The organism is Streptomyces venezuelae ATCC 10712, assembly GCF_008639165.1.
GTDB classification, from domain to species: domain Bacteria; phylum Actinomycetota; class Actinomycetes; order Streptomycetales; family Streptomycetaceae; genus Streptomyces; species Streptomyces venezuelae.
This window is the reverse complement of the sequence record NZ_CP029197.1, coordinates 1,540,066-1,564,080: the sequence shown is the minus strand read 5'-3', so window position 1 is coordinate 1,564,080 and position 24,015 is coordinate 1,540,066. Positions and strand designations below refer to the sequence as shown.

General features: G+C 73.8%; 23 protein-coding genes. 13 read left to right on the top strand and 10 right to left on the bottom strand.

Annotated elements, in window-relative coordinates:
* The first annotated feature begins 10 nt into the window (after positions 1-10).
* The 5 genes from aroH to der all read left to right on the top strand — a co-directional run bounded on the left by aroH (position 11) and on the right by der (position 4,484).
* Positions 11-373 (top strand): chorismate mutase, encoded by a 363-nt coding sequence (aroH, locus tag DEJ43_RS06880; protein WP_041663701.1) that lies wholly within the window; start codon positions 11-13, stop codon positions 371-373.
* Entirely contained in the window at positions 370-1,458 is a 1,089-nt protein-coding gene (locus DEJ43_RS06875; protein WP_015032596.1) for a prephenate dehydrogenase, read from the top strand. The genes aroH and DEJ43_RS06875 overlap by 4 nt, the downstream gene beginning before the upstream one ends.
* Positions 1,459-1,622: 164 nt before the next feature.
* A complete protein-coding gene (cmk, locus tag DEJ43_RS06870) occupies positions 1,623-2,324 on the top strand; it encodes a (d)CMP kinase (protein ID WP_051025844.1) in 702 nt (233 codons plus the stop codon).
* Positions 2,325-2,377: 53 nt separating this feature from the next.
* Positions 2,378-2,965 carry a lysophospholipid acyltransferase family protein gene (locus tag DEJ43_RS06865; protein WP_051026027.1) on the top strand — a complete coding sequence of 196 codons (588 nt, stop codon included), beginning with the start codon at positions 2,378-2,380 and terminating at the stop codon, positions 2,963-2,965.
* 70 nt (positions 2,966-3,035) lie between these two features.
* Entirely contained in the window at positions 3,036-4,484 is a 1,449-nt protein-coding gene (gene der / locus DEJ43_RS06860) for a ribosome biogenesis GTPase Der (protein WP_015032593.1), read from the top strand.
* Positions 4,485-4,583: 99 nt separating this feature from the next.
* Here der and DEJ43_RS06855 read toward each other — a convergent pair whose 3' ends face one another.
* Both DEJ43_RS06855 and DEJ43_RS06850 read right to left on the bottom strand, forming a co-directional pair.
* On the bottom strand, positions 4,584-4,889 hold the full coding sequence (locus tag DEJ43_RS06855; protein WP_202490722.1) for a hypothetical protein: 306 nt from the start codon (positions 4,887-4,889) through the stop codon (positions 4,584-4,586).
* Positions 4,890-5,104: 215 nt separating this feature from the next.
* Complete coding sequence (locus DEJ43_RS06850) at positions 5,105-5,887, bottom strand: hypothetical protein (protein ID WP_015032591.1); 783 nt, start codon at positions 5,885-5,887, stop codon at positions 5,105-5,107.
* A 341-nt stretch (positions 5,888-6,228) separates the two neighbouring features.
* On the opposite strand from DEJ43_RS06850, the gene DEJ43_RS06845 reads away from it, so the two are divergent.
* Positions 6,229-6,828, top strand: a complete 600-nt coding sequence (locus tag DEJ43_RS06845) for a LysM peptidoglycan-binding domain-containing protein (protein WP_015032589.1) — start codon at positions 6,229-6,231, stop codon at positions 6,826-6,828.
* A 15-nt stretch (positions 6,829-6,843) separates the two neighbouring features.
* On the opposite strand, the gene DEJ43_RS06840 is transcribed toward DEJ43_RS06845, so the two are convergent.
* The 3 genes from DEJ43_RS06840 to DEJ43_RS06830 are packed head-to-tail and all read right to left on the bottom strand — an operon-like array spanning position 6,844 to position 10,501.
* A complete protein-coding gene (locus DEJ43_RS06840; RefSeq protein WP_015032588.1) occupies positions 6,844-7,488 on the bottom strand; it encodes an ATP-binding cassette domain-containing protein in 645 nt (214 codons plus the stop codon).
* Positions 7,485-10,109, bottom strand: a complete 2,625-nt coding sequence (locus tag DEJ43_RS06835; protein WP_015032587.1) for an ABC transporter permease subunit — start codon at positions 10,107-10,109, stop codon at positions 7,485-7,487. The genes DEJ43_RS06840 and DEJ43_RS06835 overlap by 4 nt, the downstream gene beginning before the upstream one ends.
* Positions 10,097-10,501: a hypothetical protein gene (locus tag DEJ43_RS06830; RefSeq protein ID WP_015032586.1), complete on the bottom strand. Its 405-nt coding sequence runs from the start codon at positions 10,499-10,501 to the stop codon at positions 10,097-10,099. Before DEJ43_RS06830 ends, DEJ43_RS06835 begins: the two co-directional genes overlap by 13 nt.
* 114 nt (positions 10,502-10,615) lie before the next feature.
* Between DEJ43_RS06830 and DEJ43_RS06825 the strand changes: the two genes are divergently transcribed.
* From DEJ43_RS06825 to DEJ43_RS06810, 4 genes are all read left to right on the top strand, one after another.
* On the top strand, positions 10,616-11,143 hold the full coding sequence (locus DEJ43_RS06825; RefSeq protein ID WP_015032585.1) for an MTB12 C-terminal domain-containing protein: 528 nt from the start codon (positions 10,616-10,618) through the stop codon (positions 11,141-11,143).
* Positions 11,121-12,449, top strand: a complete 1,329-nt coding sequence (locus DEJ43_RS06820) for an ABC transporter substrate-binding protein (protein ID WP_015032584.1) — start codon at positions 11,121-11,123, stop codon at positions 12,447-12,449. Before DEJ43_RS06825 ends, DEJ43_RS06820 begins: the two co-directional genes overlap by 23 nt.
* 90 nt (positions 12,450-12,539) lie before the next feature.
* A complete protein-coding gene (locus DEJ43_RS06815) occupies positions 12,540-13,814 on the top strand; it encodes a glycosyltransferase family 4 protein (RefSeq protein ID WP_015032583.1) in 1,275 nt (424 codons plus the stop codon).
* A gap of 146 nt (positions 13,815-13,960) precedes the next feature.
* On the top strand, positions 13,961-14,947 hold the full coding sequence (locus DEJ43_RS06810) for a helix-turn-helix transcriptional regulator (RefSeq protein ID WP_015032582.1): 987 nt from the start codon (positions 13,961-13,963) through the stop codon (positions 14,945-14,947).
* On the opposite strand, the gene ctaD is transcribed toward DEJ43_RS06810, so the two are convergent.
* A complete protein-coding gene (gene ctaD / locus DEJ43_RS06805; RefSeq protein WP_015032581.1) occupies positions 14,886-16,598 on the bottom strand; it encodes an aa3-type cytochrome oxidase subunit I in 1,713 nt (570 codons plus the stop codon). The genes DEJ43_RS06810 and ctaD overlap by 62 nt on opposite strands.
* Before the next feature lie 310 nt (positions 16,599-16,908).
* Here ctaD and DEJ43_RS06800 point away from each other — a divergent pair, with 310 nt between their 5' ends.
* Positions 16,909-17,124 (top strand): I78 family peptidase inhibitor, encoded by a 216-nt coding sequence (locus tag DEJ43_RS06800; RefSeq protein ID WP_041662199.1) that lies wholly within the window; start codon positions 16,909-16,911, stop codon positions 17,122-17,124.
* Between the two features lie 96 nt (positions 17,125-17,220).
* Here the strand turns inward: DEJ43_RS06800 and DEJ43_RS06795 are convergent, their stop codons facing one another.
* Complete coding sequence (locus DEJ43_RS06795; RefSeq protein ID WP_237531594.1) at positions 17,221-18,105, bottom strand: phosphatase PAP2 family protein; 885 nt, start codon at positions 18,103-18,105, stop codon at positions 17,221-17,223.
* Positions 18,106-18,576: 471 nt separating this feature from the next.
* Between DEJ43_RS06795 and DEJ43_RS06790 the strand changes: the two genes are divergently transcribed.
* Positions 18,577-20,349 carry an MFS transporter gene (locus DEJ43_RS06790; RefSeq protein WP_015032578.1) on the top strand — a complete coding sequence of 591 codons (1,773 nt, stop codon included), beginning with the start codon at positions 18,577-18,579 and terminating at the stop codon, positions 20,347-20,349.
* A gap of 42 nt (positions 20,350-20,391) precedes the next feature.
* Here the strand turns inward: DEJ43_RS06790 and DEJ43_RS06785 are convergent, their stop codons facing one another.
* Positions 20,392-20,826, bottom strand: coding sequence for a cell division protein SepF (locus tag DEJ43_RS06785; protein WP_015032577.1), 435 nt, complete (start codon positions 20,824-20,826; stop codon positions 20,392-20,394).
* Between the two features lie 323 nt (positions 20,827-21,149).
* Here DEJ43_RS06785 and DEJ43_RS06780 point away from each other — a divergent pair, with 323 nt between their 5' ends.
* Entirely contained in the window at positions 21,150-22,403 is a 1,254-nt protein-coding gene (locus tag DEJ43_RS06780) for a DUF5685 family protein (protein ID WP_015032576.1), read from the top strand.
* A 45-nt stretch (positions 22,404-22,448) separates the two neighbouring features.
* On the opposite strand, the gene DEJ43_RS06775 is transcribed toward DEJ43_RS06780, so the two are convergent.
* Together DEJ43_RS06775 and DEJ43_RS06770 are read right to left on the bottom strand one after the other, a co-directional pair.
* Positions 22,449-23,414 (bottom strand): ABC transporter substrate-binding protein, encoded by a 966-nt coding sequence (locus DEJ43_RS06775; protein WP_015032575.1) that lies wholly within the window; start codon positions 23,412-23,414, stop codon positions 22,449-22,451.
* Positions 23,411-23,890: a GNAT family N-acetyltransferase gene (locus tag DEJ43_RS06770; RefSeq protein WP_015032574.1), complete on the bottom strand. Its 480-nt coding sequence runs from the start codon at positions 23,888-23,890 to the stop codon at positions 23,411-23,413. Before DEJ43_RS06770 ends, DEJ43_RS06775 begins: the two co-directional genes overlap by 4 nt.
* Positions 23,891-24,015: the final 125 nt, after the last annotated feature.

Here is a 24,015-nt window from a genome sequence, read left to right as displayed (position 1 = left end):
GGAGCACGACGTGGCGGTACGAGCGGTCCGAGGCGCCGTCCAGCTGGAGCGGGACGAGGCCGGACACATGAGCGAGCAGGTCGAGGAGCTGCTCACCGCCGTCCTCGAACGCAACGGACTCGACGCCGACGACCTCATCAGCATCTGGTTCACGGCCACCCCCGACCTCCACAGCGACTTCCCCGCCGCCGCGGCCCGCCGGATCGGCATCGTCGACGTCCCGCTGATCTGCGCCCAGGAGCTCGACGTCGACGGCGCGATGCCGAGGGTCGTCCGGCTCCTCGCCCACGTCGAGACCGAACTGCCCAAGTCCCGGATCGCGCACGTCTACCTCGGTGCCGCGGCCGCCCTGCGCAAGGACATCGCCCAGTGAGAACAGCGCTCGTCATCGGCACCGGACTGATCGGCACCTCCGCCGCCCTCGCCCTCGCGGGCCGCGGCGTCGCGGTCCACCTGCGCGACCACGACCCGGCGCGCGCCCGCACGGCCGCCGCGCTGGGCGCCGGCACCGACGAGGCGCCCGAGGGCCCCGTCGACCTCGTCCTCGTCGCCGTACCCCCGGCGCACGTGGCCGCCACCCTCGCCGAGGCCATCACCGCCGGGCTCGGCCGCGGCTACCTCGACGTGGCCAGCGTCAAGGGCGGACCCAAGCGGGAACTGGAGGCCCTCGGCCTCGACCTCACCGCCTACCTCGGCACCCACCCCATGTCCGGCAAGGAGCGCTCCGGCCCGCTCGCCGCGACCGCCGACCTCTTCGAGGGACGGCCCTGGGTCCTCACCCCGACCCGGGACACCGACACCGAGGTCCTCAACCTCGCCCTCGAGCTCGTCGCGCTCTGCCGGGCCGTCCCCGTCGTCATGGACGCCGACGCCCACGACCGCGCCGTCGCCCTCGTCTCCCACACCCCGCAGCTGGTGTCGTCGATGGTCGCCGCGCGCCTGGAGGAGGCCGACGAGACCGCCGTACGCCTCTGCGGGCAGGGCATCAGGGACGTCACCCGGATCGCGGCCTCCGACCCGCGCATGTGGGTCGAGATCCTCTCCGCCAACCCCGGGCCCGTCGCCGACGTCCTCTCCGGCGTCGCCGCCGACCTCGACGAGACCGTCCGCGCGCTGCGCGCCCTGCAGTCCGCCGACGAGGACAAGCGCCGGGACGGAGCCTCGGGCGTCGAGGACGTGCTGCGGCGCGGCAACGCCGGCCGGTCCCGCGTCCCGGGCAAGCACGGCGCCGCGCCCACCGTCTACGAGACCGTCGCCGTCCTCATCAGCGACCAGCCGGGCGAGCTGGCGCGGATCTTCGCGGACGCGGGACGGGCCGGGGTCAACATCGAGGACGTGCGGATCGAGCACGCGACGGGACAGCAGGCGGGTCTGGTCCAGCTGATGGTGGAGCCCTCGGCGGCCCCGCTCCTCGGCAAGGCCCTCCAGGACCGGGGCTGGTCCCTCCGCACCACCTGAGGCCCGCGACGGGCGGGGCCCGGCCCGGCGGGACGGGGGTCCGCGGCGGGGCGGGTGCCGTGGTGTTCGGGTGCGGCCGAACGGGGGCCGGGGACTCGGTAACCTTGTGGGGGTGCCCCGCGTCCCGCCGGGCCCCCCACTCACCCCAGGAAGGTGTTCCCACCGTGGAATCCGTGATCGTCGCCATCGACGGGCCCTCCGGCACGGGCAAGTCCAGCACCTCGAAGGCGGTCGCCGCCAAGCTGGGGCTGAGCTACCTCGACACCGGTGCCCAGTACCGGGCGATCACCTGGTGGATGATCAGCAACGGCGTGGACGTCCACGACACCGAGGCCGTGGCCAACGCCGCGTCCAAGCCGGTCATCGTCTCCGGCACCGACCCGGCCCGCCCCACCATCACCGTCGACGGCGCCGACGCCTCCGGCCCCATCCGTACCGAAGAGGTCACCTCCAAGGTCAGCGCCGTCAGCGCCGTCCCCGAGGTGCGGGCGCTCATCACCGAGCTCCAGCGGACCATCGCCCGCGGCGCCGAGACCGGCATCGTCGTCGAGGGCCGGGACATCGGCACCACCGTCCTCCCCGACGCCGACCTGAAGATCTTCCTCACCGCCTCGCCCGAGGCCCGCGCCGCCCGCCGCTCCGGCGAGCTCAAGGGCGCCGACGTGACGGCGACGAAGGAGGCCCTGGTCAAGCGGGACGCGGCCGACTCCAGCCGGAAGACCTCGCCGCTGGCCAAGGCCGACGACGCCGTCGAGGTCGACACCACCGAGCTCACCCTCGACCAGGTCATCGAGTGCGTCGTCACCCTCGTCGACGAGCGGCGCGGCGCGACCACGGGCGCCGAGAAGAGGACGGCCGCCAAGTGACCGTGCCCTCCGAGAAGGGCGCCGCCGTCGGCCGACGCATCGGCATCGGGCTGATGTACGGGCTGTTCAAGCCGCGCGTCCTCGGCGCCTGGCGGGTGCCGGCCTCCGGCCCCGCCATCCTCGCCGTCAACCACGCGCACAACATCGACGGCCCCATGCTCATGGGCACCGCACCGCGGCCCGTGCACTTCCTCATCAAGAAGGAGGCGTTCGTCGGACCGCTCGGCAGCTTCCTGGAAGGCATCGGGCAGCTCAAGGTGGACCGCCACGGCGCCGACCGCAACGCGATAGGCAACGCCCTCGGCGTCCTTGAGCAGGGCGGCGTCCTCGGGATCTTCCCCGAGGGCACCCGGGGCGACGGCGACTTCGCCTCGCTCCGCGCGGGCCTGGCCTACTTCGCCCTCCGCAGCGGCGCGCCCATCGTCCCGGTGGCCGTCCTGGGAAGCACCGAGCGCCGCGGGCGGTTGGTCAAGGCACTGCCTCCGCTGCGCGGCCGCGTCGACGTCGTCTTCGGTGACGCCTTCGACGCGGGTGACGGCACGGGCCGCCGCACCCGCAAGGCGCTCGACGAGGCCACCGTACGGATCCAGGGGAAGCTCACCGACCACCTGGAAAACGCCAGGCGCCTCACCGGGCGCTGAGCGAGACTTTCAGTAGTGGGCCCCGCGGCCCGGGGACCCACCGACCACGAATGATCAAGGAACGGACTTCATGAACGACCAGCACGACCACGGGGCACTTGGCGACGCCGAGTACGCGGAGTTCATGGAGCTCGCCTCCGAAGAGGGCTTCGACGTCGAAGAGGTCGAGGGCGCGATCGAGGAGGCGGGCCACGGCCCGCTGCCCGTCCTCGCCGTCGTCGGCCGTCCGAACGTCGGCAAGTCGACCCTGGTGAACCGCATCATCGGCCGCCGCGAGGCCGTCGTCGAGGACAAGCCGGGCGTCACCCGCGACCGCGTCACCTACGAGGCCGAATGGGCCGGCCGCCGCTTCAAGGTCGTCGACACCGGCGGCTGGGAGCAGGACGTCCTCGGCATCGACGCCTCCGTCGCCGCCCAGGCCGAGTACGCCATCGAGGCCGCCGACGCCTGTCTCTTCGTCGTGGACGCCACCGTCGGCGCCACCGACACCGACGAGGCGGTCGTCAAGCTGCTCCGCCGCGCCGGCAAGCCGGTCGTCCTCGCCGCCAACAAGGTCGACGGCCAGTCCGGCGAGGCCGACGCCGCCATGCTCTGGTCCCTGGGCCTCGGCGAGCCTTTCCCCGTCTCGTCGCTGCACGGCCGCGGCACCGGTGACCTCCTCGACGAGGTCCTGAGGAAGCTGCCCGAGGCCCCCGAGCAGCGCTTCGGCAACACCGTCGGCGGCCCGCGCCGCATCGCCCTCATCGGCCGCCCGAACGTCGGCAAGTCCTCGCTGCTGAACAAGGTGGCGAACGAGGACCGCGTCGTCGTCAACGAGCTGGCCGGCACCACCCGCGACCCGGTCGACGAGCTCATCGAGCTCGGCGGCGTGACGTGGAAGTTCGTCGACACCGCCGGCATCCGCAAGAAGGTCCACCTCCAGGAGGGCGCGGACTACTACGCCTCCCTGCGGACCGCGGCCGCCGTCGAGAAGGCGGAGGTGGCCGTCATCCTCATCGACACCACCGACAACATCTCGGTCCAGGACCAGCGCATCATCACGATGGCGGTCGAGTCGGGCCGCGCCATCGTCATCGCCTACAACAAGTGGGACGAGCTCGACGAGGAGCGCCGCTACTACCTCGAGCGCGAGATCGAGACCGAGATGCAGCAGGTCGCCTGGGCGCCCCGGGTCAACGTCTCCGCCAAGACCGGCCGCCACATGGAGAAGCTGGTCCCGGCCATCGAGACCGCCCTCGCCGGCTGGGAGACCCGGGTCCCCACCGGCCGGCTCAACGCCTTCCTCGGCGAGATCGTCGCGGCCCACCCGCACCCGATCCGGGGCGGCAAGCAGCCCCGCATCCTCTTCGGCACCCAGGCGGGCACCAAGCCGCCCCGCTTCGTGCTCTTCGCCTCGGGCTTCCTGGAGGCCGGCTACCGGCGCTTCATCGAGCGCCGGCTGCGCGAGGAGTTCGGCTTCGAGGGCACCCCGATCCACATCTCGGTCCGCGTGCGCGAGAAGCGCGGCCGCAAGAAGTAGCCGGGAAGCGGCCCGCCCGTCGGCGGGCCTGGCACACGGCGGAGGGCCGGGGCGATCGCGCCCCGGCCCTCCGCCGTTCCCCCGTGTGCCCCGCCGCCGCTAGACGCCCCTGCGGGGGCCCGGCGGCAGCGCCGCCTGCGGGTGCGCAGAAGAGTAGGGCCCGGACGGCGACGACGGCATGGACGGTGTGGACCACGCGGTCGGATACGCCGACGCGTACCGGGGGCCCTGCCCCGGCCCGTACACGCCCGTGCTCACCGCCGTACCGAAGGCCCGGAAGCTCAGCTCCTCCTCGCCGCTGCGGTCACCCGGCAGCGTGCGGAACGTCCTGCGGTACTCCGAGTACAGGGCGTCGTAGATCGGCGTGGGGGATGCCCCCGCCGTGACGTCCTGCGCGGGGCGCATCGGAGGGATCGGACTCGGATACGGGGGGAGGAAGGGGTCGTATGCGTGCACGTAGGTGCCAACGACCCCGCCGCCCGTCGGATGCGGGCGGCTCTCCGAAAGGGGCGCCCGGCGCGGATGCGGCACGGTCGGGAGCCCCGGCCCCGCGGAGCCCGCGGGCCCCGTCGGTCCGCCGGGGACCCGCGACCACCCTATGCCCGGCCGGCCGTCCTCCATCAGGTACCGGCCAGCGGCATCGCGGCGGCGACCAGGCGCCCGTTCGCCGCGGCCTTCTCCAGCGCGTCCCGCAGCAGGTCCTCACGCGGCTGCTGGCCGATCGAGCCCACCGGGGCCGCGAAGACCAGCACGGTGTGCGACTTGTTGGCCGCCGCGCGCCAGCCCTCGGTGACCTGGAGCGGCTGGTGCGCCTGCCACCAGGCGGCCTGCCCGGCGCCGCCGGGGCCCGGCTGGAGCACGGAGTGCAGCTGACCCATGGCGACCAGGACCGACCAGCCCGGGAGCGCCGCCGGCTTCTCGTCCAGGGTCGTCACCTGGTGGAAGCCCTGGTCGGCCAGGAGCGGCAGGAACTCGTCGGTGAGACCGTCCGAACCCGGACGGGCGACCGGGGCGGTGGGCTCCACGACGAGCGCCGGGTGCAGTTCGCCCTCGATCAGGACGAGACCGCTGGTGACGCCGAGCACGGCCTGCTCGGGGTGGGCGGCGGACAGCGCGTCGGCGGTGTCGGCGGCCGTGATCGAGGCGACGGCGCCCTGGAGCTGCTCCTCGGCGACCCGGACGACCTGCGAAGGAATGCAGCTGGCGTGGGCGAACGCCAGGACCGCGGTCTCGTCGCCGACGAACAGCACCGTGCTGGTGCGCTCCTGCTCGGAGTCACCCGGCGTGCGGCAGGAGGTGCAGTCGTAGCTGCCCGGGGCGTTGTCGCCGGCGAGCAGCCGGTCCGCTTCTTCGTCGCCGATCTCGGCGCGTACGTCCTCGCTGACGTCGAGCATGCGCGGCACGGGGGGCTCCCTGGACTCGGTACGGGGGGACGCCGGGCCGTTCCCGGTCGCCTCATGCCGAGTTCAACGGGTCAGGCTCGGCCGGGGTCACGCGTGGAAGCGAGGCAAGTTGCCACCGGCTCGTGCGCGAGGCCGGCGACGGGCATACGCGGGGCAGACGTGGAGCCGACGAGGAGCCGGTGGGAGGCGGGCGAGCAGGCGGCGATCGGGCGGCCATCCGGCGGCGGGGGCTCGCGGCGGGAGGGGCCCGGGGGAGGCCGGTGACTCCGACCGGGTGGGGTGTGAACGGTGTTCCGCGCGGCACGGGCCGGGGGCGGCGGGCGGCTGCCTAGCCTGCCCCGATGTCGAAGATCCGATTTTGGACGACCGGTTCCCTCGTGGTGTCCGCGGCCGCGCTGCTGGCCCTGGCCCCGGCACCCGCCCAGGCCCGGGACGTGGCGGACGGGCCACGGACCACCTCCGCGGCGCCGCGGACCGTGTCCGCCGGGCTTCGCGCGGCCACCGCCGTGCCCCCGTACGCCTGCGCCGTGGACCAGTGGCCCTGGGGCTGCGTCGCCGAGTGCGAGAGCAGCGGTGACTGGCACACCAACACCGGCAACGGCTTCTACGGCGGGCTCCAGTTCTGGCACCCGACCTGGGTCGAGCACGGCGGCCTCCGCTTCGCGCCGCGCGCCGACCTGGCGACCCGGCCGCAGCAGATCACCGTCGCGGAGGAGGTGCTCCGCACCCAGGGCTGGGCGGCCTGGCCCGTCTGCTCCAAACGGTACGGGCTGAGCGGGCGCGTCCACACCGTCCAGCCCGGCGACACCCTCAGCTCCATCGCCCGGCGCTTCGGGATCGAGGGCGGCTGGGAGGCGCTGTACGCGGCGAACCGGGACGTCGTCGGACCCGACCCGAACCGCGTGGTGGTCGGGACGATGCTGCGGATCGACCCGCTGTGACGGCTCCCGTGGCCGTCACCGGAGCTCGGCCGGCTCCCCGCTGAACGCGAGGGAGCCGCGGCGCAGCTCGTGCACGAGCGTCCCCCTCGGCAGCCCGTCCGGTACGGCCTGCTCCGCCAGGACCACGGCCGCGCCGCCGTCCACGGCGAGCGCCACGAGACCGCGGTACGTGCGGGCCGCGACCGGCGGGGCCAGGCCGAGGGACGGCTCGTCGACCAGCACCACGCGCGCGTGCGGCGCGAGAAGGGCCCGTGAGAGGGCGACCATGCGGCGCTCGCCGCCGGAGAGGGTGCCGGCGGGGCGGGCGAGGAGGGGGACGAGCTCGGGGTACGGGGGCTCGGCCGCCGGGCCGGTGAGCGCGAGGTTCTCCGCGACGGTGAGGCTCGCGTACACCGCACGCCGGTCCGGTACGAAGCAGAGCCCCCGGCGCGCCCGTTGGTGCGCCGTCAGGCGGCTGACGTCGGTGCCCCGCCACAGGACCCGGCCGGCCGAAAGACGGACCGTGCCCGCGAGGGCGCGCAGGGCCGTGGTGCGTCCCGAGCCGTTGCGGCCCAGGAGGACGGTGACCGTACCGGCGGGGACGGGCAGGTCAAGGCCGTGCAGGGCCTCCAGGGGGCCGTAGCGGACGCGGGCGGCCCGCAGGGCGATCTCGACGCTCATGGCCCGGCCCCCACGATCCGGCCGCCTTCCATGGTGTGCACCGTGTGGGCGATCCCGGCGACGAGGTCCGGGTCGTGCTCGACGACGAGGACGGTCAGGCCGTCGGCCGCCAGGGCGGCGAGGGCCCGGGCGAGCGCGGCCGTCTCGGCGGCGTCGAGGCCCGCTGCGGGCTCGTCGAGGAGCAGGGTGTGCGGCTGCCCCGCCAGCGCCCGGGCCAGCTCCACCCGGCGCAGGGTCCCGGTGGGCAGGTCGGTCGCCGTCGCGTGCCGGACGGGCCCGGCGAGGCCGAGGAGGCGCAGGCTCCGCTCGACGGCCGCGGGGTCCCCGCCGGGGTGGCCCCGCTCCGCGCCGAGGCGGACGTTCTCCTCGACGGTGAGGGAGGGGAAGACGGCGAGGCGCTGGAAGGTCCGGGCGATGCCGAGCCGGGTGCGGGCGTGGGCGGAGCGGTGGGTGATGTCGGCGCCGTCGAGGGTGATCCGGCCCTCGTGGGGGCGGAGGGTGCCGGCGAGACAGTCGAAGAGGGTGCTCTTGCCGGCGCCGTTGGGGCCGACGAGGGCGGTGACGCGGGAGGGGGCGAGGTCGAGGGTGACGCCGGTCAGCGCGGTGACCCCTCCGGGATAGGTGAGGGTGAGGTCGCGGGCGTGGAGACGGGGGACGGGCGGGGGCGCGCCGTCGGGCGGGGGCGCGCGGTCGGGCGGGGGCGCGCGGTCCGGCGCGGGCGCGCCGTCGGGCGCGGGCCGGTGGGGGCGGGCCCGGCGCACGGCGGGACGGGGGCCGTCTCCCGCACCGGCCGTCACCCCGGCCGACAGGGCCGCGGGCCCTCCCGAAGCGGTCCCCCCGCCGACGTCCGCGGGCGGCCGGGTCCTGCTCGGCAGCAGGCTCGTCAGCGGCGGGACCCGGCCCGTGAGCGCCGCCAGGAGGCCCAGCACCAGCGCCGCCGTGCCCGCGTACCCGCCGGCGTCCAGGGTGGTCAGGAGGGCCGCCGCGGCGAGCGGGGTCAGCAGGCTGTCGGCGCCCAGGACCAGGACCGCGGCGAACCAGAGCAGGCCGCGGACCGGGTCGTACGCCTCCGGGTCGAAGGCGCGGAGCCCCATGCCGAGGAGGCCGCCGCCCAGGGCCGCCAGGGCCGCGCCCAGGACGAAGGCCAGGAGCTTGAGGCGGGGCACGGGGACGCCCGCCGCCTCCGCGCCCGGCTCGTGGTCCCGCAGCGCCGCGAGCGCGCGGCCCGTACGGCCCCGGCGCAGCGCCGCGACCAGGGCCAGGCAGCCCGCGAGGACGAGCAGTTCGAGGGCGTAGAAGGCGCGGTCGTCGGAGAAGCCCGCCGGGCGGCCGAGGGACAGGCCGGCCGTCGCGTACGGCTGGGTGAGGACGAAGCGGCTCACCGCGACCCCGGTCGCCAGCGTCACCAGGGCCAGCGCCAGGCCGTGCCGCCGGATCGCCGGCCAGCCGGTCAGCAGGCCCACCGCCCCGGCCAGCGGCACCGCGAGGCCGAGGGCCGGGAGCCCGGGGACGCCGCCCGCCGTGAGCAGCGCGGTGAACAGGGCGCCCAGGCCCGCGTACGCGGCCTGGCCCAGCGCGATCTGCCCGCCCCGGCCTGCCACCACGACCAGGGACAGCAGGATCACCGCCAGCGCCGGGACCTGCACGGCGGTGTGCAGGTCCGCGCCCGCGAAGCCGAGCGGGAGGAGGAACAGGACGCCCGTGACGAGCCACACGGCCCCCGGTACCCGCCCCGGGCGCGCCGGCGGCGGCAGCGCGTCGCGGCCCTTGCCGCCGACGCCCGGCAGGACGAGCGCGGCGACGAGGAGCGCCACCACGAACAGGTTCGCCCCGACGGCCTGGAGCAGCGGCCCCGCCCACCCCTCCGGGTGCAGCCGGGTCAGCTGGGCCTGGGCCACCCCGAGGGCGAGCGCCGCCGCGACCGCGACCGGCAGCGACCGCATCCGGGCGATCACCGCGACGGCGATCACCTCGACCACGAGCAGCGGCAGCCCGTACGGGTCGAGCCGGACGTACGGGGCGAGGAGGACGCCGGTGAGCCCGGCCGTGAAGGAGCCGAAGGCCCAGCCGGCGGCCGCGACCCGGTCCGCGTCGATCCCCGACAGGGCGGCGAGCGGGCGGTTGTCCACCACGGCCCGCAGTTCCCGGCCGAAGCGGGTCCACCGGGTCACCGCCCCGACCAGGCAGGCGAGCGCCACCACCACCCCGAGCTGGGTCCAGGGGTCGTCGCCGAGGAGCACCGGCGCGTCGTCCCGGGCGCCGGGGCCCCACAGCAGCACGGCGGCGCCGACGAGCAGCACGAAGACGCCGATGGAGGCGACCAGGGACCGCGCCGGGTTCGCCTCGCGCCGTGCGAGGGGCCGGAACACCGCGAGGTCGAGGACGAGGCCGATTCCGGGCGCGACCACGAGGAGGGTGACGAGGGCGGCGGCCGGCAGCGGCCAGCCCCAGCCGACCGCCAGCTGGCGCAGCACGTACGCGCAGATCATGGCGACGGCGCCGTGCGCGAGGTTCAGGACGCCGGTCGCCCGGTAGGTGACGACGAGTCCGATCCCGGTGAGCGCGGCGGCGCTGCCCACGGCGAGGCCGGCGAGCGTCAGTTCGTACGTCAGGGAGGCCACGGCTCACACACCGGACAGGGGTCGAGCACCGCGTCGCCGACCTCCACCGCCTCCGGCCTGCCCGCGACGAGCGGACAGTCGGACCGGTGCGCCAGCGTCCCGGCCGGGACCCGGACGAACGGTCCCGCCGCGGAGGGCGCCGGGGGCTCCTCCTCGGAGGCCGCCGGCCGACGCGGCTGCGGAGGGCGTACGGGAAGGGCGCACGCTGCCACGAGGAGCACCGCGCCCGCCACGATCAGCGCGGCCCCCGGCACCGTGCAGGAGGCGAGGTAGGGCAGCTGGCGCTCCGCGAACCGCTCGCCGGAGATCCCGTACCAGCCGAGGACGCAGAGCACCGCGCCGCCGGCGGCCGCCACGAGACCGCTCCACAGCAGGATCCGGGGTGTCGGCACGACGACCTCCCTCGCCTCTCCCTGGTGTTGTGCGTACTATGCCCCGATCTTGCACTATGTCCTGAACCGTCCCACCCTGGAAGCATCGGGCCGCTCGGCCCGCAGGGACACCCGGTGGTGAGCCAGATGGTTTTCGCACGACCCGGCCGGCGCCCCCGGCTCGCCGCCCTCGCGGCCGCCGCCGTCCTGGTGCTCACGCCCGCGCTCGCGAGCTGCTCCGACGACGAAGGCGAGGGCCGCTCCGAGGAGATGAACACCTCCGCCCCGGCCGCGACTGCGGACGAACCCGACGACCCGGCGGCCGCCAAGGCGGAGATCACCAAGAACTGGACGGCCTTCTTCGACCCGAAGACCCCCACCGCCGACCGGGTGAAACTGCTCGAGGACGGCGAGCGGATGCAGGCCGTCCTCGGCGCCTTCGCCGGCGACAAGAACGCGGCCATGACCTCGGCGAAGGTCACGGGCGTCACGTTCGACTCCGCCACCGAGGCCGGCGTGACCTACGACCTGCTGGTCGGCGGGTCCCCGGCGCTCCCCGGCGCACAGGGCACCTCCGTCCTCCAGAACGACACCTGGAAGGTCTCGGTGAAGACGCTCTGCGGCCTGGTCGAGCTGAGCGGTGCCACCGTTCCGGGCTGCTGAGGCCAGGGCGAGGCCGCTCGTCGCCCTGCTGCTCGCCCCGCTGCTCCTGCTCCTCGCGGCCTGCGGCAGCCGGCTCCCGGAGCGGGCCTTCGAGACGCGGCCCACCGCCCACCCCTCCGGCGGTGAGCCGCTCCGCGTCGGGATCATCACCAGCGTCACCAGCCCGGTCGGCGGCCAGGCCTTCACCGGCCCCCGCGACGGAGCCCGCGCCTACTTCGACGCCCTCAACGCGCGCGGAGGCCTCGACGGCCGCCGGATCGAGGTCGAGACGTGCGACGACGGCGGCAGCGGCGTCGGCAACAACGCGTGCGTGCACCGGCTGGTCGACGAACGCCGGGTCTTCGCCCTCGTCGCCACCACCGCCCTGAACTACGCGGGCGCGCCACTCGTCGCCCGCGCCGGGGTCCCCGACATCGGCGGCCAGCCCCTCACCCCCGCGTACGACACCTACCCGCACCTCTACGGGATCTACGGCAGCTCCGCGCCCCGCACCGGGAAGGAACCCGGCTGGGGCGGCACGCTGTACGGCGGGACCGAGGTCTACCGTTGGTTCGCGAAGGAGCGCGGGGCGAGGACCGCGGCCGTCGTCTCCTACAACCAGGCCGCGTCCGCCGGGTACGCCCGGCTGGTCACCCGGGGCCTGCGCGCCGAGGGCTACCGGGTCGTCGAGGAGCAGGTGGACTTCGCCCTGCCCAACTTCCGCGCCGTGGCCGCAGACCTGCGCGCCCAGCACGTCGACGTCCTCTTCGACGCCATGGACACCCATGGCAACGTGCGCCTCTGCGAGGCGATGCAGAGCCTCGGGGTGACGGTCGACGCCAAGGTCACCAACGTCCAGAACTGGTCCTCTTCGGTCGCCCGGGAGTACGCGCGCGCACCCGGCTGCCGGCAGGCCCTGTGGGTGACCGGCGCCAGCCGCAACCACCAGGACACCGGGAGCCCGGCGGTCCGCGAGTTCCGGGCGGCGATGGGGGACCGGCCGTTGTCCCAATGGCAGCTGGAGGGGTGGGCGGCGGCGATGTGGTTCACCGACGCGGCGCGCTCCTGCCTCGCGGGGAGCGGGAGCGGGCCGGGCGGCGGTGGCGGACTCACCCGTGCGTGCGTGGAGCGGTACCTGAACCGCCCGGAGCCGTACACCGCGCGGGGACTGCTGCTCCCGGTCCGCTACGAGCACCTCGCGCGACCGCCCGCGACCCGGAACACCTGTCTGTCCGTGGCCCGTTGGCAGGACGGCCGGGGCTGGGTGAGCCAGGGCGAGATGACCGAGAACTGCGCGACCGTGCCCCAGCTGGGCTACCGCCCCTGAGCCCCCTCCGCCACGGCCCGCGAACACCCGCCCTTCACCGGCAGTACAGTCGAGCGACCGATCAACTGACCGGGGGGAACCGGCAGCGCGATGCGTATCTCCTTTCTGCTCCACAACGGCTACCACTACGGCGGCACGATCCGGACGACCTTCACCCTCGCCGAGGAACTGGCGGAACGTCACGAGGTGGAGATCGTCTCGGTCTTCCGCCACCGCGACCGGCCGCTCCTCGGCCTGCCCGCCGGGGTGGCCCTGCGCCACCTCGTCGACCTCCGCAAGGACAGCCCCGGATACGACGGCGACCACCCCGACTTCCACCGCCCCGCCGAGGTCTTCCCGCGCGGCGACGGACGCTGGAAGCAGTACAGCGCCCTCACCGACGCCCGGATCGGGGAGCACCTGCGCGGCGTGGAGGCCGACGTCCTCGTCGGCACCCGCCCCGGGCTCAACGTCCACCTCACCCGGCAGGCCCGGCGCGGCCCGGTCCTGGTCGGCCAGGAGCACCTGGTGCTCGCCGGGCACAGCTACCGGCTGCGCCGGGACATCGGCCACGAGTACGCGCTCCTCGACGCCCTCACGACCGTCACCGAGGCGGACGCCCGCGCCTACCGGAAGCTGGCGCTGCCCGGCGTACGGATCGAGGCCGTGCCCAACAGCGTGCCCGCGCCCACGGTGGGGCCCGCCGACCCCTCCGCGCGGACCGTCGTCGCGGCGGGCCGGCTCACCGGCGTCAAGCGGTACGACGTGCTGATCGACGCCTTCGCCGAGGTGGCCGCGGACCACCCGGAGTGGAAGCTGCGGATCTACGGCACCGGTGACGCCGTCCAGGACCTCAAGGGGCCGCTGACCCGGCAGATCAAGGAGAAGGGCCTCACCGAGCGGGTCTTCCTCATGGGTTCGGTGACCCCGCTGGAGCCCGAGCTGGTCAAGGCGTCGATCGCGGCCGTGACCTCGCAGCGCGAGTCCTTCGGCATGACCATCGTCGAGGCGATGCGCTGCGGCCTTCCGGTGGTGTCCACCGACTGCCCGCACGGGCCGCGCGAGATCATCGAGGACGGCGTCGACGGGTTCCTGACGCCGGTCGACGACGTGGCCGCGTTCGCGCGGGCGCTGCGCCGGCTCGTCGAGGACGACGAGCTGCGGGCCAAGACGGCACGGGCCGCGCTCGAAGCCTCCGAGCGCTTCGACCCCGCCCGGATCGCCGCCCGCCACGAGGAGCTGTGGACAGAGCTCGTCGAGCGGGGCGCGGGCCGGCGCACCCATCCGCGGGGACGGGTGGCGGTGCACGCCGGGACCGGCCGGGCGATCGACGCGGTCTACACGCTGAAGGCGAAGGCCGGCCGGCTCGTCCGCCGCTTCCGCTGAACCGGCGGCGGCCGACTCGTCCGCGGCCTGCGCCGGACCTCGCGGCGGCGGGCTCGACCGCGGCCCGCGCCGGTCCCGCGCCGGGCGGTCGGTCGGCCGTTCATCGCGGACAGTACCTGTCCGCGAGGGCTGGCAGACTCGGGGCCATGTTGGAGACCTCCGCACGGCTCTTGCGTCTGCTCTCGCTGCTCCAGGCCCACCGCGAGTGGTCCGGCGCCGACCTCGCCGACCGGCTCGGCGTCACACCCCGCACCGTACGGCGGGACGTCGACCGGCTCCGCGAGCTCGGCTACCCGGTCAACGCCAGCCCCGGGACCGGCGGCGGCTACCAGCTGGGCGCCGGTGCCGAGCTGCCGCCGCTGCTCCTCGACGACGAGGAGGCCGTCGCGGTCGCGGTCGGCCTGCGCGCCGCCGCCGGACAGGGCGTCGAGGGCATCGGGGAGAGCTCCGTACGGGCCCTGGCCAAACTGGAACAGGTGCTCCCCGGGCGGCTTCGGCGCCGGGTGAGCGCCCTGAACGCCTTCACCGTGCCGATGCTGCGCACCCCCCGCGAGCGGACCGACCCGGCCGTGCTTACCGAGCTCGCCCACGCCTGCCGGGACTCCGAGCGGCTGCGCTTCGAGTACCGGGACCACGGCGGGTCCGCCACCCGCAGGACCGTCGAGCCGCACCGCCTGGTGTGCAGCGAGCGGCGCTGGTACCTGGTCGCCTGGGACGTGGACCGGGCCGGCTGGCGGACCTTCCGGGCCGACCGGATCGTGCCGACACCGCCGCACGGGCCGCGCTTCCCGCCCCGTGAGCCGCCCGCCGAGGACCTGGCCGCCTATGTGGCGAAGGGCGTGTCCACCTCCGCGTACACCACGGAGGCGACGGTCCGGCTGCACGTGCCGCTCGCCGAGGCCGCCACGGCCGTCGGCATCGCCGACGGCGTCCTGACGGCCGAGGGGGACCACTCCTGTCTGCTGCGCACCGGCGCCCACAGCCTGGACGTGATGGTGATCCACGTGTCGATGATCGGCTTCGAGTTCGAGGTGCTCGACCCGCCGGAGCTGGCCGACCGGGTGCGGGCGCTCAGGGACCTGCTGTCCCGCTCCCTCGACCGGACGGCCGCCGCTCCGGCGGAGGGCCCGTGAGCCGCGCCCGCTCGTAGGCCGCGAACTCCGGGTGGTGCAGGTCGAAGGCCGGTGACTCGGAGCGGATCCGGGGCACGGCCTCGAAGTTGTGCCGGGGCGGCGGGCAGGAGGTGGCCCACTCCAGCGAGCGCCCGAAGCCCCAGGGGTCGTCGACCTCCACCTTGGGCGCGTCGAGGGCGGTCCGCCACACGTTGTAGAGGAACGGCAGCGTGGACGCGCCGAGCAGGAACGCGCCGATGGTGGAGACGGTGTTGAGCGTGGTGAAGCCGTCCGCGTTCAGGTAGTCGGCGTACCGCCGGGGCATGCCCTCCGCCCCCAGCCAGTGCTGCACCAGGAACGTCAGGTGGAAGCCGACGAACAGGGTCCAGAAGTGGATCTTGCCGAGCCGTTCGTCGAGCATCCGGCCGGTGAACTTCGGCCACCAGAAGTAGAAGCCGGCGAAGGTGGCGAAGACGACCGTGCCGAAGACCGTGTAGTGGAAGTGGGCGACCACGAAGTACGAGTCGGTGACCTGGAAGTCCATCGGCGGCGAGGCGAGGATCACTCCGGTGAGGCCGCCGAAGAGGAACGACACGAGGAAGCCGACGGACCACAGCATCGGAGTCTCGAAGGAGAGCGAGCCCCGCAGCATCGTCCCGGTCCAGTTGAAGAACTTCACCCCGGTGGGCACGGCGATGAGGAACGACAGCATCGAGAAGAACGGCAGCAGCACCGCGCCCGTCACGAACATGTGGTGCGCCCAGACGACCACCGAGAGTCCGGTGATCGCCATGGTGGCGGCGATCAGCGTCGTGTAGCCGAAGATCGGCTTGCGTGCGAAGACCGGGATGATCTCGCTGACGATCCCGAAGAACGGCAGCGCGATGATGTAGACCTCGGGGTGGCCGAAGAACCAGAAGAGGTGCTGCCAGAGCAGCGCCCCGCCGTTCTCGGGCTGGAAGACCACCGAGCCGAGCCGCCGGTCGGCCTCCAGGACGAGCAGGGCCGCCGCGAGCACGGGGAAGGCGACGATCACCAGGACCGCGGTGAAGAGCACGTTCCAGGTGAAGATCGGCATCCGGAACATGGTCATGCCGGGGGCCCGCATCCCGACGATGGTGGCGAGGAAGTTCACCGAGGTCAGGATGGTGCCGAAGCCGGAGAGCGCGAGTCCCGTGATCCACAGGTCGACGCCGACGCCGGGGGAGCGTTCCAGGCTGTTGAGCGGGGCGTACGCGGTCCAGCCGAAGGCCGCCGGGCCGGTCGGGGTGAGCAGCGAGCCGATCACCATCAGGCCGCCGAAGAGGAACAGCCAGTACGAGAACATGTTCAGCCGGGGGAAGGCGACGTCCGGCGAGCCGATCTGGAGCGGCACCAGCTCGTTGGCGAAGCCGGCGAAGGTGGGGGTCGCGAAGAGCAGCAGCATGATCGTGCCGTGCAGGGTGAAGGCCTGGTTGAACTCCTGGTGGGTGAGCAGCTGGAGTCCGGGGCGGGCCAGCTCGGCCCGCATCAGCATCGCCATCAGACCGGCCACCAGGAAGAAGAGGAACGCGGTCACCAGATAGAGGTGGCCGATCTTCTTGTGGTCGGTGGTGGTGAGCCAGTCGATCAGCACCCGGCCGTGTCGCTCCGGCGCCGATTCGACGGTCGCGGTCGCTGTCCCGTTGCCCATCCCGCTGCCTCCGCCTCGCCGTCGTCCCGGCTCCGCGTCTCCGGGCGTTCGGCCAGCGTAAGCATTGTGTAAGGGAAGAGTGAGCGGCTCGCGTGCGCGTCGCCGAGACAATTCGGGACGGCGGTGCGGGAACGGGGAATTACCCACGCTCCATCGGCACTTCGGAACCCTTCGTGTGAAGTACCCGAGGCCCTCCGGAATTACTGGAGAAACGGCCGGAATCACTCCCGTCGAGTGACCGGGAGCACGCCAAACATATGTCGAGAACTTGTGACACAAGCGTGACCGCCAAGGGACTAACGTGAGGGACATGGCACCCACTTCGCGCACTCCCCAACCGCCCCGCGACGCCCCCGAGTCCTATGTGGGCCTCGACGCGGAAGGCGCCACACAGCTGGCCAGGACCCGGGGCTGGAAGACCGTCAGGTCGCTGCCGCCGGGCTCGATCATCACCATGGAGTACTTGGCCGGACGCATCAACTTCGAGGTCGAGGACGGCACCGTCAACCGCTGCTGGATCGGCTGAGCGGGCCCGCCGGGCACGCGGAAGGGCCCCGGCCGAGGTCGGCCGGGGCCCTTTCCCGTACGTAGGGGGCGTGCGCCCGTGAGATGCGTCCCGCGGTCAGCCGCGGGTCGCCGGGGCGCGGCCGGCGGCCACTCCCGTGCGCGTCGCGGGCGCGCGGCCGGCCACTCCCGTGCGGGTCGCCGGTGCGCGGCCCGCGGCCACTCCCGCGGTCTCCCTGGCCGGCTCCTCCGAGCCGGCGGGGCGCTGCGGGAAGAAGCCGGGGCGCGGTCCGCCGGAGGCCACGGGCAGCGAGGGCACCAGGCGGCGGCGGTCCCGCAGCCGCTCCCGTACCCGGTCGCGGGCGGCCAGGATCCACGACTCCGCCACGGCCAGGACCGGCTCGCACCAGGGCAGGGCCAGCAGGATGAGCAGCCCGGCGGCCCAGCCGAGGAGCACGTCGCTCAGCCAGTGCGTGCCCAGGTAGACGGTGGTGAGGCCGACGCCGAGCGCGACCACGGCGGAGAGTGCCGACAGATAGCGCCTGGCCCGTGGGGTGGTCGCCAGGTAGGCGAGGATGCCCCAGGTCACGACCGCGTTGGCGGTGTGACCGGAGGGGAATATGTCGCCGCCCGCGAAGAGCTCGGCGGAGCCGATCTCGGTCGCGTAGTGGGGGCCGAGCCGGCCGAGTCCGAGCTTGACCGCGCCGACCGTGACGTTCAGCAGCAGGAGGGCGGCGCCGAGGCAGAGCAGCGGCCGCAGGGTGTGCTGGCGCCAGGAGCGCCAGCCCAGCCAGGCGGCCACCATGACGGCCGTGGGGCCGCGCTGGCCGAGGACGACGTAGTAGTCGAGGAAGGCATGCAATTCGGGCCACTGCTGATAGGGCCGGAAGAGCATGATCTTCCAGTCGAGGGTCACCAGCCACGTCGACAGCAGTACGGCGACGACGATGGCCAGATAGAACGCCGACGTCCCGCCGAAGAGGGCGAGACGCGTGCGGGTCATCCGCGGGACCTCTATCTTCGGCGGTTCCGGCTCCCGGTCCAGCCGGGCAAAGATGTCGGTACGCACCCAATCGACGTTACAGGGAGTGAGAAGCCGACCCGGTCGATCCGGTCCCTTCGTGATGTTGATGTGATGTGGAGTAGGTCTCAGTGCCCGGCCTATTCCGGGCGTCCGTCGGGAAATCCGATGACCTTCCGCCCTAATGCAGCAGGGGCGATTCCGGAAGAGTGTTTGAGCGTGCGGGAATTGCTTCAAACAGGCGTCCGTACGGAATTCCATGCGACGCGCGGGCCGCCCCGAGTGGCGTACGCCACACCGCGAGCCCCGCCGAGGTGAGAGCTGCACCACGCGCTCGGGGCTTGAACTCGCGTACGCTGACGGCTCACTCGCCCGTCGATGCCGGGCCGCCCCAGGGGCATAAGCCCTGGTCGGGGCCCGCCGAGCGCGAGAGCTTCACTGGGAGGTACGTACATGTCGCGGACGAACACGGCCCCAGCACCACCGCGTGCCGCAGCCGACGGCGGAGCCAACCGCTGGGTCGTCCTCGTCGTCCTCTGCGTCAGCCTCCTCGTCGTCGCCCTCGACGCGACCATCCTCCACGTCGCGATCCCCTCGCTCACCGAGGACCTGCGTCCCAGCTCCACGTCGCTGCTCTGGATCGTCGACGCCTACCCCCTGGTCTGCGCCTCGCTGCTGATCCTCTTCGGCACGCTCGGCGACCGGGTCGGACGGCGCAGAGTCCTCCTGCTCGGTTACGCGCTCTTCGGCATCGCCTCGGCGGTCGCCGCGCTCGCCACCGAACCCTCGGTCCTCATCGGGGCCCGGGTGCTCCTCGGCGTCGGCGGCGCCATGATCATGCCCGCCACCCTCTCCATCCTCCGCGCGGTCTTCCCCGACCGGCGAGAACGCGCCACCGCCATCGGCGTCTGGACCGCGGTCGCCGCGATCGGCGCCGCCACCGGACCGGTCCTCGGCGGCTTCCTCGTCGAGAACTACTGGTGGGGTTCCGTCTTCCTCATCAACATCCCGCTGATGGCCCTGATCCTGCCGCTCGGCCGCCGGCTCCTCCCCGAGTCCCGGGGCGCCACCGACGGCCCCTGGGACGTCCTCGGCGCGCTGATGGCCGCCGCCGGTGTGCTCGGCTGCGTCCTCGGGGTCAAGCGCGCCGGCGCAGGCGACCAGCTCCTCGCCCTGCCGACCGCCGGGCCGCTGCTGCTCGGCGCCGCGCTGCTCGTCCTCTTCGTCCGGCGGCAGAAGCGACGTCCGCATCCGCTGATCGACATGCGGCTCTTCTCCCGGGCGGCCTTCACCACCTCCGTCGGCTGCATCGTGCTCGCCATGCTGGCCCTGGTCGGCCTCCAGCTCATCGCCGTCCAGTACCTCCAGCTGGTGCTCGGCCTCAGCCCCCTGGAGACCGGGCTGCGGCTGCTCCCGCTCACCTTCGCCGCCATGGCCGCCGGCGCCACCGGCTCGTACACCCTGCGCAGGATCGGACCGCGCCGGATGGTCGGCTGGGGCTTCGTCCTCACCGCCGCCGCCGTGCTGCTGCTCACCTTCATGGGGCAGCACGACCGGCCGCTGCTGCTCACGGTCGGCTTCGTGCTGCTCGGCTTCGGCCTGCAGACCACGCTCTTCTCGGCGTACGAGTCGATGCTCAGCGAGGCGCCCCAGCGGAGCGCGGGAGCGGCGGCCTCGATCGGGGAGACCTCGTACCAGCTCGGCGCGGGCATGGGCACCGCGCTGCTCGGCAGTGTGATGAACGCGGCGTACGCCCCCGGGCTCGCCTCGGTCCCCGGGGTGCCCGCCGAGGCGAGCCGGGCCGCGGGGAACTCGCTGGGCGAGGCCTACCAGGTCGCCCGGCAGCTCGGTGGCGCGGCGGGCGAGGCCCTGCACCAGGCCGCCCGGCACGCCTTCGTGAACGGCCTGCACATGACGCTCTTCGTGAGCGCCGGGCTGCTGCTTTTGGGCGCGGCGATGGCGCGGCGACTGCCCCCGGTGATGGAGTGCCCGGTGGACGCGCACGCGGACCCGGATGCGGACCTCGGCGTGGACATGAACGTGGGCGCGGCCGCGGATCCGGGCGCGGACCTGGACGTCGACCTGGACGCGGGGTCGGGGTCCGGGCCGGTGTCGGTGGCGGAGGGGGCGCCGGCGCCGGTGGGGCTCTCCGCGTCCGTCGAACCGCGGGTGCCCACGACCCGGGAAGCGATCGAGCCCGCCGGCTCGGGGCGTCCGGCGCACTGACCCGATCCCTCGGGGGGTGCCCGGCCGGGCCGGCGGACCCGCTCAGCTCTGGTTGAAGAAACCGTCCTGCTGGCGCCGGCCCGTCTCGCCGGTGACGATCTGGGTGTCGGCGGGGGTCAGCAGGAAGACCCGCGTCGCCACGCGCTCGATCGAACCCCGCAGACCGAAGGCGAGACCGGCGGCGAAGTCGACCACGCGCTTGGCGTCGTTCGGCTCCATCGCGGTCAGGTTCACGATCACCGGAACACCGTCCCGGAAGAGCTCGCCGATGCCCCGGGCGTCCCGGAAGCCGTCCGGGGAGACGGTGGCGATCCGGCGGCCCCGCTCCTCGGCGGTGTCGGTGGCCACCCGGACGCGGGGGTCCGTCACCCAGGCGTCGCCGCCCTCGGCACCGTCGGCGTACTCGTCGTCGTAGTAACGCTCGTCGTTGTCCTCGACGAGTCCCAGCCAGGCACTCGCCTTACGCACCGATCCCATGGACGCCTCCTTTCAGCGCGGTCACTTGTGGTTCCGCATTTCCCTATCGTCCTTCATGATGCGGATCGCGCGCCAAGTGGATAGTCGGCGCGCAGGGGATTCGTGACGGTACTGGTGCAGAACGTGAGCACCGTTTTCTGGCGATTCGTCAGGAAACTTGCGGTATGCGGGGCCTGAGAGAGGGCCATGCAGCTGAAAATATGAAAGTCGTGCCACAAGGGTGACGATGGGCGCGTTCGGGTGAACGGAGCCGCTCGCTACGATGCCGCGAGGCCGCCCCGCGGGCAGCCGCACCGCCAGGTCCACGACTCACGGGGGAGTCCATGTTCGGAATCGTCAGACCCTGCACCCATCGGCTCACCGACGGCCTCAAAGTCGAGTGGATGGCCCATCTCTGCGGCCTCTGCCTGGCACTTCGCGCCGACCACGGACAGTTCGCCCGGGTCGTCACCAACTACGACGGCCTCATCGTCTCGGTCCTGACGGAGGCTCAGACCGGGGTCACGGCCGCGGACCGACGCACCGCCGGACCGTGCGCGCTGCGCGCCATGCGCACCGCCCCCGTGGCCAAGGGCGAAGGGGCCAGGCTCGCCGCCGCCGTCTCGCTCGTCCTCGCCTCCGCGAAGGTACGGGACCACGTCGCCGACCGGGACGGCCTGTTGGCCCGGCGGCCCGTCGCCGCCGCGGCCCGCCGGGTCGCCCGCTCCTGGGACCGGGCAGGCGCCAGGACCGGCCGCTCCCTCGGCTTCGACACCGCCGTCCTCGTCGACGCCGTCGACCGCCAGACCGGCATCGAGTCCCTCGCCGGACCCGGCACCCCGCTGCTCGCCGTCACCGAACCGACCGAGACGGCCACCGCGGCCGCCTTCGCGCACACCGCCGTCCTCGCCGGGCGCCCCGGGAACGCCGAACCGCTCGCCGAGGCGGGCCGGCTCTTCGGCCGGCTCGCCCACCTCCTCGACGCCGTCGAGGACCAGAACGCCGACGCGGAGAGCGGCGCCTGGAACCCGCTCACCGCGACCGGCACCTCACGCGAGGAGGCCCGCCGGCTCGCCGACGACGCCCTGCACGGCATCCGCCTGGCCCTGCGGGACGCCGAGTTCGCCGACGACAAGCTGGCGCACGTCCTGCTCGCCCACGAGCTCCGCGCCTCGGTGGACCGCGCCTTCGGCACGACCCGCTGCTCCCACGGCGCGCCGGGCCCGGGCCAGGGGCCGGTGCCGGGCAATCCGTACGCGGGCGGGGCGCCCGGCCCGTACGGTCCCCAGGGCGGGAACCCGTACGGCGGCGGGAACCCGTACGGGGGCGGCGGGAACCCTTACGGCGGCGGCGGTCCTGGCGGGCCCGGCGGGCTGCCGCCGCAGTTCGGCGGCGGCGCCCCGCAGGCACCCAAGCCGCGCGGCTTCCTCGCCGGGTGCGCCATGTTCACCTGGCTCTTCTGCACCTGCCAGATCTGCTGCGCCAAGGAGTACGAGGGCCCCTGGTCCCGCAAGAAGCGCGAGGGCTGCTGCCGGGACTGCGACGGCGACCCCGGCTGCGGCAACTGCGACTGCTGCTGCCCCTGCGACGGCTGCTGACGGTCCGTAGGGCACCGCCGCCCGGTCCCCGGGACTCCCGGCCTCCTACTTCTCCGGGGCCGGGAGCTCCGGCGGGGAGATCCGCGAGGTGGCGATGCCGGACGCCGTCACGCCCCACTTCCGCAGGATCCTGTCGTACGTCCCGTCCGCCTTCAGTCCGTTCACCGCGGCCTGGAAGGCGGGCGCGAGCGGGGTGCCCTTCTTGAAGGCGAAACCGACGTCGAGCCGCCGGTACTCGTTCAGGAACTTCACGTCCTTCTGCTGCGTCACCGCGTACCGCACGCCGTTGATGGTGTTCATCACGACATCGCTGCGGCCCTGCCGGAGCGACATCCAGATCGCCCCCGTCTCGCTGTAGACGTTCACCTCGTACGGCTGCTTCCCGGCCGCCGCGCACCGGCCCTTGTTCTTCTCCAGGGTCCGCTCGAAGGTGGTGCCCGCGTTCACCGCGACCTTCAGGCCGCACAGCTGGGTGAGGTCGGTGACCGCCTTCAGCGGGCTGTCGGCCCGGCTCGCGAAGCCCTGGCCGTCGTTGACGTACGTCACGAAGTCGATGGTCTTGCGCCGCTCCTCGGTCACACCGAAGTTCCCGGTGCCCACGTCGTACTTGCCGCTGCCGAGCGCCGGCAGGATCGCCTCGAAGCCCACCACCTCGCGCTTCAGCTCAAGGCCGAGGGCCTTCGCCACGGCGGCCGAGAAGTCGGCGTCCACCCCGACGACCGTCTTGCCGTCGGGCAGATAGGCCGAGCTGGGCGGGGTCCCCACGGAGGCGGCGAGCGTCAGGCCGCCCCGCTGCCGCACGTCGGCGGGGAGCAGCTTCGCCGCCGCCTCGTTCCGCGTGACCGCGGCCACCACGTCCTCGGTCGGGAGCCCGCCCTTCGCGGCGGCGGCGCCGGCCGGGGCGGTCGCGGGATCGCCCCCGGCGCAGGCGGTGAGACCCAGCGCGGCGGCGGTGATCAGGGCGAAGGCGACGGCGGTGCGTGCGGTGCCGGGTGGGGTGCGCGTGGTCATGGCTTCGGGTTCTCCAGGAGTTTCTCGAACGGCAGCGGGCCGATCGACTCGGGATCGGCGGACACGTCGAAGAGCGGGCGGTAGCCGCTCGCCAGATAGAGGCCCCTGGCCTCCGGCTGGCGCGGTCCGGTCGTGAGGTAGAGGCGGGAGTAGCCGCGGGCGGCGGCCTCCCGTTCGAGCACGGTCAGGACCTGACGGGCGAGTCCGCGCCTGCGGTGCGCCGAGCTGGTCCAGATCCGCTTCAGTTCGGCGGTGTCGTCGTCGTAGCGGCGGTAGGCACCGCCCGCCACCGGCCTGCCGTGCTCCAGGAGGAGCAGGAAGGCGCCGTGCGGCGGGGCGAACTCCTCCGCCGGGTAGCGGCTCAGATCGTGCGCGGAGCCGTACCGGGTCGTGTACTCGTGCGCCAGCTCGTCGAGGAGCGGGCGGGCCAGCGGGTCGGTGGTCGTGGTCCGGTGCACGGACAACGCGAAGGTCATGACGGTCCTTCAGGACGAAGGAGGGCAGCAGCCCTTCAGAGCGCGGAAGGGCGGCGTGACGGAGCGAGGGGAGGGGAGAGCACGGGCATCACGAGATGCCCGGGTGTGAAGGCGCCGCGGAGAAC

Coding starts and splice junctions, on each gene's coding strand:
- DEJ43_RS06865 (WP_051026027.1), top strand. CDS start 2,378: ATGTACGGGCTGTTCAAGCCGCGCGTCCTCGGCGCCTGGCGGGTGCCG.
- der (WP_015032593.1), top strand. CDS start 3,036: ATGAACGACCAGCACGACCACGGGGCACTTGGCGACGCCGAGTACGCG.
- DEJ43_RS06855 (WP_202490722.1), bottom strand. CDS start 4,889: ATGCGCCCCGCGCAGGACGTCACGGCGGGGGCATCCCCCACGCCGATC.
- DEJ43_RS06845 (WP_015032589.1), top strand. CDS start 6,229: ATGTCGAAGATCCGATTTTGGACGACCGGTTCCCTCGTGGTGTCCGCG.
- DEJ43_RS06840 (WP_015032588.1), bottom strand. CDS start 7,488: ATGAGCGTCGAGATCGCCCTGCGGGCCGCCCGCGTCCGCTACGGCCCC.
- DEJ43_RS06815 (WP_015032583.1), top strand. CDS start 12,540: ATGCGTATCTCCTTTCTGCTCCACAACGGCTACCACTACGGCGGCACG.
- DEJ43_RS06810 (WP_015032582.1), top strand. CDS start 13,961: ATGTTGGAGACCTCCGCACGGCTCTTGCGTCTGCTCTCGCTGCTCCAG.
- ctaD (WP_015032581.1), bottom strand. CDS start 16,598: ATGGGCAACGGGACAGCGACCGCGACCGTCGAATCGGCGCCGGAGCGA.
- DEJ43_RS06800 (WP_041662199.1), top strand. CDS start 16,909: ATGGCACCCACTTCGCGCACTCCCCAACCGCCCCGCGACGCCCCCGAG.
- DEJ43_RS06795 (WP_237531594.1), bottom strand. CDS start 18,105: ATGACCCGCACGCGTCTCGCCCTCTTCGGCGGGACGTCGGCGTTCTAT.
- DEJ43_RS06790 (WP_015032578.1), top strand. CDS start 18,577: ATGTCGCGGACGAACACGGCCCCAGCACCACCGCGTGCCGCAGCCGAC.
- DEJ43_RS06785 (WP_015032577.1), bottom strand. CDS start 20,826: ATGGGATCGGTGCGTAAGGCGAGTGCCTGGCTGGGACTCGTCGAGGAC.
- DEJ43_RS06780 (WP_015032576.1), top strand. CDS start 21,150: ATGTTCGGAATCGTCAGACCCTGCACCCATCGGCTCACCGACGGCCTC.
- DEJ43_RS06775 (WP_015032575.1), bottom strand. CDS start 23,414: ATGACCACGCGCACCCCACCCGGCACCGCACGCACCGCCGTCGCCTTC.
- DEJ43_RS06770 (WP_015032574.1), bottom strand. CDS start 23,890: ATGACCTTCGCGTTGTCCGTGCACCGGACCACGACCACCGACCCGCTG.